The organism is Paenibacillus sp. Marseille-Q9583 (genome assembly GCF_976954365.1).
In genome coordinates this window covers 35,075-45,257 of record NZ_CDRJTB010000060.1, presented here as the reverse complement: position 1 = coordinate 45,257, position 10,183 = coordinate 35,075, and the positions used below count along the sequence as shown (strand labels likewise).

Genomic DNA, 10,183 nt, shown 5'->3' with positions numbered 1-10,183 from the left:
GGAGTGACAGGAGCAACGGGAGCCGATGGAGTGACTGGAGCAACGGGAGCCGATGGAGTGACAGGTGCAACGGGAGCCGATGGAGTGACAGGAGCAACGGGAGCCGATGGAGTGACAGGTGCAACGGGAGCCGATGGAGTGACTGGTGCAACGGGAGCCGACGGGGTGACTGGAGCAACTGGAGCGACTGGAGCAACTGGAGCAGCTGGAGCGACTGGAGCAACAGGAGCGGCAGGTGTAACTGGAGCCGACGGAGTGACAGGGGCAACGGGAGCCGAAGGTGTGACTGGAGCGACTGGAGCGGCAGGTGTAACTGGAGCAACAGGAGCGGCAGGTGTGACTGGAGCAACCGGAGCCGATGGAGTGACTGGAGCAACCGGAGCCGATGGAGTGACAGGAGCGACTGGAGCGGCAGGTGTAACTGGAGCAACAGGAGCGGCAGGTGTGACTGGAGCAACCGGAGCCGAAGGAGTGACTGGGGCAACAGGAGCGGCAGGTGTAACTGGAGCAACAGGAGCGGCAGGTGTAACTGGAGCAACAGGAGCGGCAGGTGTGACTGGAGCAACCGGAGCCGACGGAGTGACTGGAGCAACAGGGGCAGCTGGAGTGACTGGAGCAACTGGAGCGGCAGGTGTGACTGGAGCAACAGGAGCCGATGGAGTGACAGGGGCAACAGGGGCAGTTGGAGTGACTGGAGTGACTGGAGTGACTGGAGCCGTCGGAGTGACAGGAGCAACAGGGGCAACAGGGGCAACTGGAGTAACTGGAGCAACCGGAGCGACTGGTGTAACGGGAGTAACAGGAATAACTGGTGTGACTGGAGCAACAGGGCCGAATATTCAAGCTGAGGGATTCTCTGCGTTCCTATCAGCTTTGTCAGTTTCTACTTCTTCGCAACTGACTGGATGGTCTGTGGCTTCTCCTTTCTATTCTGATCCTTCCTTTAACCCCGTTACAGGAAATTACACAGTTCCGACAACGGGTAGATATTCTATTGAAGCGACCATTAACTATTCCACAACTGCCTCAATCTCAATTAGTCTTGGTAGTGGGGTTAATCCAGCTTTCGTAGTTCAGAGAACTTCTCCTACTTCAACAAATCTGGTAAGTGGATTATTCCCTGTATTGGATGTGAATGTTGCGCTTATTCTAGATTTGAGATCTATTTTGGGAAGTGGGACTGTAACGCTGGTTGGAGAATTTGCACTAACAGCAGGTGATGTTATTGGCTTGTTCTATGTTTCTAATGGCTTGACGGTTCCTTTGAATCTGGGCGGTGCCAATACTTCGGGTATAGTTTGGTCTGTTCATGAATTGACGTAAATTTATATCTGAGTTGATGGCACAAAGAGGGGATACTCTGTAGCTGTAAGTAAGGCTTACTGAGTTCTCCTCTGTTTTGTTAACGGGACAAGTTTTGGGCAGAACGGAATAATACTCCTAAGAGTTACAATCTATTGAATATTGATAGATTTATAGATTTTTCCAATAGCATTCAATATGTATAGTAGTAGCTTTTGATAGATGTCCACACATTAAGAAGTCATAAGAATATTACTATTAAGAGCCGAAAATTTCACACTGAAAAATATTATAGGCTCATTGTTAGCCAATTTTGAGTAGATCGGAGGAATGAATATAGTAACGCTACTATTTAGAATTTTTTGCAGGTCAATCTTGTTGTAAGCAATCTATTTAAAAATAAAAGGAGTTGAGAACTTGAGTTATTTATCTACTGGACCTATAGAAAACAATCTGGTAGGCGGTGAAAGACCTACTCAGCTTGTTACTATTAAACTTGTCAATCAGAGTGATGTCAATGCGTCGTTGATTCAAGTCGAAGGATACTATATGAACGGTACAAGAACAATATATGTTAGTGAACTTCAAACTTTGGGACCTAATGAAGTACTAACGAAAGATTACTATGCAAATTTTGATTCATTCGAATTTATATTTACTTCCCCTATTCTAATAGACGATCCAATTCAAGTCTCAGTTTGGGGAAAAAGCAGCACAGGTCAATTAGTGACTGCTCATCGGCTTGTCTACTCTGAATTGTATGGTGAAAATATAGCTTATACAGGAGCAACAGGAGCGACAGGAAGCGCAGGAGCAACAGGAGCAACAGGAGCAACAGGAGCAACAGGAGCAACAGGAGCAACAGGAGCGACAGGAAGCGCAGGAACAACAGGAGCGACAGGAAGCGCAGGAGCAACAGGAGCGACAGGAAGCGCAGGAGCAACAGGAGCGACAGGAAGCGCAGGAGCAACAGGAGCGACAGGAAGCGCAGGAGCAACAGGAGCAACAGGAGCAGCAGGAGCGACAGGAAGCGCAGGAGCAACAGGAGCGACAGGAAGCGCAGGAGCAACAGGAGCGACAGGAAGCGCAGGAGCAACAGGTGCTACTGGTTCAGGTGCGATTATTCCATATTCTTCTGGTCTTCCAGTTGCAATGACTACTGTATTAGGGGGTCTTTTGAATACTTCAAGTGCAGTTGGTTTTGGTAGCAGTGCAAGCAATATCAGTATTACAGGCGGTACTATAGATCTCACCGGAGCAGCTGGAACCTTGCTGAACTTTGCGTTCTCAGTTCCTCGAACTGGAACGCTTACTTCTATGGCAGCCTATTTCAGTACGACAGCTTCCGTTAGTTTGGTGGGTTCTACGGTAACAATCACGGCTCAATTATACAGATCTACTACACCTAACAATACCTTCACAGCAGTACCTGGGGCTTTAGTTACATTAAGTCCTGCACTTACTGGATTAATTTCTCTTGGATCTATTAGCAGTGGTAATACCACAGGTTTGAGCATTCCAGTAACTGTGGGAGAGCGCTTGTTGTTGGTCTTTACTTCAACAGTAACGGCTGGCCTTGATGTTGCAGCAACCGTTGCAGGCTACGCTAGTGCAGGGGTTACAATCGCATAATTTGATGATGATTATGATGTATTTACCACAGAAAAAGGGATATCCCGATGGCCATATGGGCTGCAGGATATCCCTGATTTTGTCTAGAACACGATGTATTTATATCATCAGAATCTCTCGGATGTCTTGTTCTGTAAGGGTAGATAACCCTTCCTGACCTGGCTGGATCACTTCATCGATCAAGTTCCTTTTCTTCTGTTGAAGCTCATACATTTTGTCTTCCACAGTACCTTGGGTGACGAGCCGAATAACTTGAACTACTTTTCTCTGTCCGATTCGGTGAGCCCGATCTGCAGCTTGCTGTTCGACGGCAGGGTTCCACCATAAATCGTATAGAATGACAGTGTCTGCCCCTGTTAAGTTGAGTCCGGTTCCGCCAGCTTTTAAGGAGATCAGGAAAATATCCCGCTCTCCTTCATTAAATTGATTACATAAATCTACCCGCTGAGACACAGGCGTTTGACCATCTAGATAAAAATATGGAGTACCTTGATAGCCGAGTTCTCGTCCAATCAAACCGAGCATTTCTGTGAACTGGGAGAATATTAGCATTCGTTTACCCGAGCTGCGGCATTCCTCTATGATTTCAAACAGCTGCTCGAACTTGGCAGAGCTTCCTTCATACCCATCCACAAATAGAGCCGGGTGACAACATAGCTGGCGCAGACGGGTGAGACCAGCAAGGATTTTGATCCGATTATTATTACCGAAACTATCCTGGGTCAAATGCTTAAGCGCCTCTTTTTTCAAACGGGCGAGATAAGCGACATATAACTTCTTCTGCTCAGGGAATAGCTCACAGGCTTGGAGTGATTCGATTTTCTCAGGCAATTCTTTTAATACATCACTCTTTAAGCGCCGCAGCAAGAAGGGACGTGCCCGTTTAGCAACAGTTTCCCTCGGCAAATCGTGAAAAGCCTTCTTACCTGGAAACAGCCGAGGAAACACAGTGCCGAAGATGGACCATAGATCTTCTAGCGCGTTCTCAACAGGAGTTCCAGTAAGTGCAAAACGATGCCTTGCCTGAAGAGCCATTACAGCTTGGGCGGTCTGAGTAGTATGGTTCTTTATGGTTTGCGCTTCATCGAGAATCAGGGTATGAAAAGACTTCTTAGCATACAACTGAATATCTCTGCGAAGCAGTGGGTAAGAGGTGATGATTACATCCGCCTTCGCTGCATTTCTTAAAATTCGACCGCGTTCCGTTAAGCTTCCATCTGCAATAACAGCCTTAATCTCAGGCGTGAACTTTTTAAGCTCATTATGCCAGTTGTAGGTGAGAGAGGCAGGAGCGACAATAAGAGCGGGCAGACCACTCTGACGAATATCCGGAAGCTCAGAGAGCAGAAAAGCGATACTCTGCAGCGTTTTTCCAAGACCCATATCATCCGCTAAAATCCCCCCGAAACGATAGTGGGCCAACGTCTTCAGCCACTGAAATCCATACTGCTGATAATCCCGGAGCACAGGAGCTAGACTCTCTGGTATTGGGAAATCAAGGTTCTCAGGATTGTGCATATTCGCAAGTAACCTTTTAAAGGATCTGCTCAGCTTGACTGAGTCACCTTGAGAATCAGCAGAGGTTAAGTGTAACCCACGAACGACTGGTAAAGAGAATTGCACACCTTTAATCTCGCCTTCTCGGATGCCCATCTCGTTCATAAAGGTGATGATTTCTTGGAGCTCCTCGCTCTCCAGCGGTAGCAGTGCCCCTTCTGGCAATCGGTAGTATTTACGTTTATCCTGAAGTGATTTTAAGACCATCACAATCTCAGATTCGGGAATACCACCCATGTCGAATTTAAAATCAAGCCAGTCGGTTTTCTCATTCCAACTAATACTCACTTTTGGTGGCGTGGTTCCCGTGAATAGTCTTTCTTTGACAGCGGTGGTCGCATAGACCGTTAATAGTGGTTCAAGCAACGGAATCGTGTGGTATAAAAAATCGTACTCACCGTCCTCATCCGTCATAATATACCCGCCTTCGGTTTTGGTGAAGGATTCATGCTCCATCAGCTCCAGAATTCGGGCCTCTCCTTCACCGTCGCGTATAAGAATCAAGTCCGTACCGCGAACATGGGCTTTTTCATCCAAAGGATTGATGATAATGTCACCATACTGAAACTCTAGCCCGGCGAGCAGTCGATCTCGCACACGGTCCAGATAGAGCCTCGCTATAAGCTTGTGTTGCACAATTCGATCAGCGATAGAGTTGGCGATATGCACGTTTCCCAGTTTTTTCAGGCCAGGAATAACCTTGTCCATAAAAGGCTCCATTTGTTCGGGGGCAATATCGATGCCATCTCGACGAGAGGATTCCAGCATTTTTTTCATCTCAGATAGGCGCATGCATTCCTGAGCAGTTAGCTTCAACAGCTTACCTTCAGACAGCACGAGTCCGTAGTCTTCCAGAACTACGATTTGCTCCATTCCTTGAATATCCAGATGGTATCCTTCACCTTCGGCTTGCTCGAACGCAAAGCTAAGGGGTGGAGCTTCATTAGACATATGAATGCCTTCGTACCATACCTCTTCTTGTTGCAGATATACCGACTGAACCTCTGAAAGTGCGGGCTGAAGCGTCTCCCAGAAAAAAGGAGGGATAGCCAGCAAGCGATCTCCCCCCAGGTTCCCACCATATGGAGAGTAGTTAGTGATGTTATCGCGATACATTTTTTCATTTAAGACAATTTCAATTAGCTTCTGAAGAACGATGTTATCTTCCTTCCGAAAGCTGTGAATGGCAGGGTCATAGACGAAATGCTTCGAGAATTCGAAGGTTTCTCCACGGTGTACACGTTCCAGAAAACCTCTTATTTTATGAACGATATATATACGTTTTAAGCCGACTTTTATTTCTATACCCAGCATGGTAGAGCTATAGCTGTAATTGAATGGCCTGCAGATGAATTCTACATTTAGCAGAGTTCTATTATCCACAAAAGCTCCAGTACCGCTCGGACGCGATTTATGGTTACTGAACATGCCTAGCAGGTTGCTCACCAGATGCTGGTCTCTGGACCTTCCTCCCATGTCTTGCGCAGAATCCGTAACATTACGTGGGGTTAAGACTCCAGTATCTTCAATAGCAGATGAGTGAGAAGTTCCAGTATGATCTGGCCGTTCACCAGCAGTTTCAAGGGCATCAATGCTGATCAGTACGGCTGCGATATGTTTGCAGAAAGGCCCTCCATGCGAGTAAGCAGGACAAGCACACTCTGCCGTGACATCACCGTCGATATCGATGACAACAGTGACTTCGTAGCCAATGCCCCCTTGAACAAGCGCTTCATAACGAGATCGGGGCAGATTTGGGATGGATTCATTACGTTCTTCAATATCAATGATATCGACGCTTCCAGACTGGTAATAAGCCAATCCTTTTTCAAAAATAGACTTGCCGCATAGCAGCTTAATTACCCGTTCTATCACACTAAAGCCCATAACATAATTCCTTCCTCGTAACTTTTTCCTCGAAAAGTCCGATTATTATATAGTCCTTATGATAACAGAACGGGCGTGCGCATCAAATAGGGGCTGCTACTCCACTAATCCCGTGCATAATAAAACGGATCGTCAGGTTAATCTCTTCCTCATCGTTCCAGTCCTTCTCCGGCTGTAGCAGCAGGCGATTAAGCAAATACCCACCAATGGATGAAATAGTGAAACGTAGAATAGCGGGTGTAGGTAATTCAATGACTTCACCTTTTGCCTTAAAGTGTTCAACAATTTCGATGACGCGCTCCAGCACCTTGCTTAGAATATTTTCTGCGAACTGTTCTCTGAGCACCGGCTGGAAAGGAATCTCCTGTATCAGAATCTTTAGGATTTTAAAATTTCTACGGGCGAACTCTAGACGATTGATGATAAACGACCGTAGGAATTCTTCGAAACTGTCATAGGGTACATCGAGTACCCCGTTGAAATTCCGCAGTACATAAGGAGCGAGCATACGACTCATGGTGGGGCCAATGATGGAGAGCAGTAAATCTTTTTTGGTTTTGTAATATCGGAAAATCGTACCCTCTGCTACGCCTGCCTTTTGAGCAATTTCACTAGTCGCAGCAGCAGCGTAGCCTTTTTCGGAGAACACCTCAATCGCCGCATGCAAAATGGAAATCTGCTTCGGTGTCAGTTTATCCTCTTCACTTATGTTTAGCAGCTCTTCAATCCACTGCTCTTCTATATTTTGTTCCGCAGAATCATGTTCTTTCATTACAATTATCCTCCAAACTTGGTTCATTCCGTTCAACCGATGAAAGTTCTTAGTGAGTCTACATCTTCCGGTGTTTGCGCAGTGCCAATACATTCAGCACCATGAATAATAGTGAGAATCCGATCAGTACATAGACATCCAGAGCGATGGAATTCCATCCTTTGCCACGGATCATGATGTTCATAAGCGCTTCTGATCCATAATAAATTGGGGTTGCGTAGCCAATGCGCTGTAGCCATAACGGTAGGGTGTCGAGTGGGAACAGTCCGCTGAGGAAAACTTGTGGCACGATAATAAGCGGGATGAACTGAATCATCTGTAGCTCGTTGGCTGCAAAAGCAGATAGTAGCGTACCCAGCGTCAAAGCTGTCATTGACAGGAGTAAGGTGATCAGCATTACGTAACCAAAGCTTCCCGTCATCATAATGCCAAGAATCTGAATAGAGAACCATGAGATCAACAGCGCTTGGAATACGGTGAAAATGCCGAAACCACATACATACCCGAGTACAATCTCCCATCTTTTTAAAGGAGTAGAAAGTAGACGTTCAAGGGTGCCTGTAGTCCGCTCTCGCAGGAAAGATACACCGGCAATCAGGAATACGAAAAAGAAAATAAATACGCCAATCATAATCGGACCGAAGCGGTCAATCGTCTTCATATTCTCAGAACCGTATAAGTAGCTGATCTGGGGCTGTAATTGGAGCTGTTCCTCTGTACTTGGAAGGAGCTTCTGAGAAAGCTTTTGAAGCGTCATAATTACCGCCTTGTTGGCTGTAGGATTGCTACCCTCTAACAACACTTGAGGGATGACTCCTGAATTCCCAACGTTTCCGTCCAAAGTGATCAAAGCGTCAATCTTTCCTTCTACTAGAGCACTTTTCCCTAGCTCTTCGCTGGCATACTCTTTAATTGTAGCGTTTTCTTCTTTTAACGCAGCTGAGATATTTAGTGGTACACCGGATACTCCGATTTTTGGCTCATAGGCGTCCCCGTTGAATACCAAGCTCATTAAACTTAGAACGATAAGCGGTGCAACGAACATTAAGGCCATCGTTCTTTTATCATGAATAAATTGTCGCAAAATCCGTAAGGTGATCGCTCGGATTCTCATGAACGGACACCTCCATAATATAGAAAGGCTTCTTCAATAGAAGCTGAGCCAGTGGCTTCAAGCAGTCCGGCAGGTGTGTCGGCGGCAAGCAGTTTGCCATCACGGATCATTCCAAGGCGATCACATTTCTCAGCTTCATCCATGACATGCGTAGTGAGTACAATCGTGGTACCTTTTTCGTTCAGCGCTTTTAGTTCTTTCCAGATGGATAGTCGGAGTACAGGATCGATACCAACTGTTGGTTCATCAAGAAGAAGTAGCGGAGGCTCATGGAGCAGCGCAATCGCCAGGGATAGGCGGCGTTTCATTCCACCAGAGTATTGATCTACTCTTTTGCGCAGATGCTCCTGAAGATCTACTAGTTCCATAACAGCTTTGATGCGTTTGCCGCGCTCCGTACCTTTTAGTCCATACAGCGCAGCGAAGAATTCCAGATTTTCTTTTGCGCTGAGTTCTGTATATAGGGCATCAGATTGAGCCATGTATCCAATTTGCTGCAGCATGGATAACTTAGGCATAGTGACACCAAGCACTTTTACCTCACCTGAGGTCACCACATCGATACCTGTAAGCAGCTTTACTAGCGTTGTTTTTCCGGAGCCAGAAGGTCCTAGTATTCCGAAGGTTTCCGCACGCTCCACTTGAAGTGAAATATCTTCGAGCACCTGTTTGTCTCCAAAGGCTTTACTAACATGGCTCACTGAAATGACTGGAACTTCCGAACCCATATTCATCTCCTCGATTCTGAATAGTCTGGGATACAAAGTGGTGTTGCTGAGTGCTCTGCACAACAATAATGAGTGAGCGCTCACTCATTATTGTGCTCCGTAATCCAGTAAATGTAAAGTGCTAGATTCCTCTACTTGAAACTAACTTACAATTAGGTGTAAATCGCAAAGTAGCGGCATTTTTGCACAAGATGCGAATACCTGCTCACGAACCAACTTGATATGATGTTAATAAGGAATACAGCTGGGATGTTCGACAACTCAATGATGCAAATGCCATTGCTTCCGAAATTGATTAGGCGTTGTGCCGAAATGGGTTTTGAACAATTTGCAAAAATGAGAGCAATTTGTGATCCCCACTTCCTCGGCGATGTGCGAAATCGTGTATTTGCTTGAAGTCAGAAGATGAACGGCTTCCTGCATTCTTTTGACCGTTAAATAATCAGAAATACTACTGCCTGTACAATCCTTAAACAAGTGGGATAAATGATGGGGTGAAAGATGTAGATCCTTGCTCATTTGATCGAGCCGCAAAGGTTCCTTGTAATGCAACTGCAGCCATTCCATAATACGTTCTGCCTGATGTGGTTTACGAAGCAATTGTTCCATGGAGGTCGGCTTCTGCTGTGTATCCCAAAGTGGCTTTAAAGTACGTAGGAACGTGATGAGAAACAATGAGACCTCTTCCATGAAATCATTTTTGTGCAATGTTGGAAGCGCTTTATACAGATCCTTCAGAAGAGCTATCAGGGATTGAAGATCCTGCTGTTCATACCATCGAGGTGAGGCTAAATTGCCGCTGTGAATATGATTGAAAAAGCTTTGTAGAATGGGCCACTTCTCAAAAAAAGCTTTAAATATGCTTGGCTCATAATGCACAATCGAACGCACGAACGGAACCGCCTCATTGATTTCAATTTGAATATGATGCAGTTGATACGGCTGGAAAATACAAATCATCCCTGGCTTTATTTCATAGCTATTTTGATCAATAATCAGCGTCCCTTTACCTTCATGAATAATAAGAATTTCAACACCCTGATGAGCATGGAATGTACCTTGATAGTCGTCTGTATTTGTACTTGTTCTTTTATATACAAAATAGAGATGGAACGGTTGTAAGTCCTGCTGTTCATGGTACGTCACATTCGTGTTCCTCCTATTAGTAGGGATAAGGATAACCTATCGTTT

At 45.7% G+C, this 10,183-nt stretch carries 7 protein-coding genes; 2 read left to right on the top strand and 5 right to left on the bottom strand.

Annotation, left to right across the window (positions count from 1 at the left end; genetic code table 11):
* Both ACWNM1_RS23025 and ACWNM1_RS23020 read left to right on the top strand, forming a co-directional pair.
* Nucleotides 1-1,323: beta strand repeat-containing protein (locus ACWNM1_RS23025; protein WP_449602781.1), on the top strand; the 1,323-nt coding region annotated here is incomplete at its 5' end.
* A 396-nt stretch (nucleotides 1,324-1,719) separates the two neighbouring features.
* Nucleotides 1,720-2,934 carry an exosporium glycoprotein BclB-related protein gene (locus tag ACWNM1_RS23020; protein WP_449602780.1) on the top strand — a complete coding sequence of 405 codons (1,215 nt, stop codon included), beginning with the start codon at nucleotides 1,720-1,722 and terminating at the stop codon, nucleotides 2,932-2,934.
* 99 nt (nucleotides 2,935-3,033) lie between these two features.
* Here ACWNM1_RS23020 and ACWNM1_RS23015 read toward each other — a convergent pair whose 3' ends face one another.
* From ACWNM1_RS23015 to ACWNM1_RS22995, 5 genes are all read right to left on the bottom strand, one after another.
* On the bottom strand, nucleotides 3,034-6,378 hold the full coding sequence (locus ACWNM1_RS23015; protein WP_449602779.1) for a DEAD/DEAH box helicase: 3,345 nt from the start codon (nucleotides 6,376-6,378) through the stop codon (nucleotides 3,034-3,036).
* Between the two features lie 82 nt (nucleotides 6,379-6,460).
* A complete protein-coding gene (locus ACWNM1_RS23010; RefSeq protein WP_449602778.1) occupies nucleotides 6,461-7,150 on the bottom strand; it encodes a TetR/AcrR family transcriptional regulator in 690 nt (229 codons plus the stop codon).
* 58 nt (nucleotides 7,151-7,208) lie between these two features.
* Complete coding sequence (locus ACWNM1_RS23005; RefSeq protein ID WP_449602777.1) at nucleotides 7,209-8,264, bottom strand: ABC transporter permease; 1,056 nt, start codon at nucleotides 8,262-8,264, stop codon at nucleotides 7,209-7,211.
* Nucleotides 8,261-8,992, bottom strand: coding sequence for an ABC transporter ATP-binding protein (locus ACWNM1_RS23000; RefSeq protein WP_449602776.1), 732 nt, complete (start codon nucleotides 8,990-8,992; stop codon nucleotides 8,261-8,263). The genes ACWNM1_RS23005 and ACWNM1_RS23000 overlap by 4 nt, the downstream gene beginning before the upstream one ends.
* Before the next feature lie 261 nt (nucleotides 8,993-9,253).
* A complete protein-coding gene (locus ACWNM1_RS22995; RefSeq protein WP_449602775.1) occupies nucleotides 9,254-10,138 on the bottom strand; it encodes a helix-turn-helix domain-containing protein in 885 nt (294 codons plus the stop codon).
* Nucleotides 10,139-10,183: the final 45 nt, after the last annotated feature.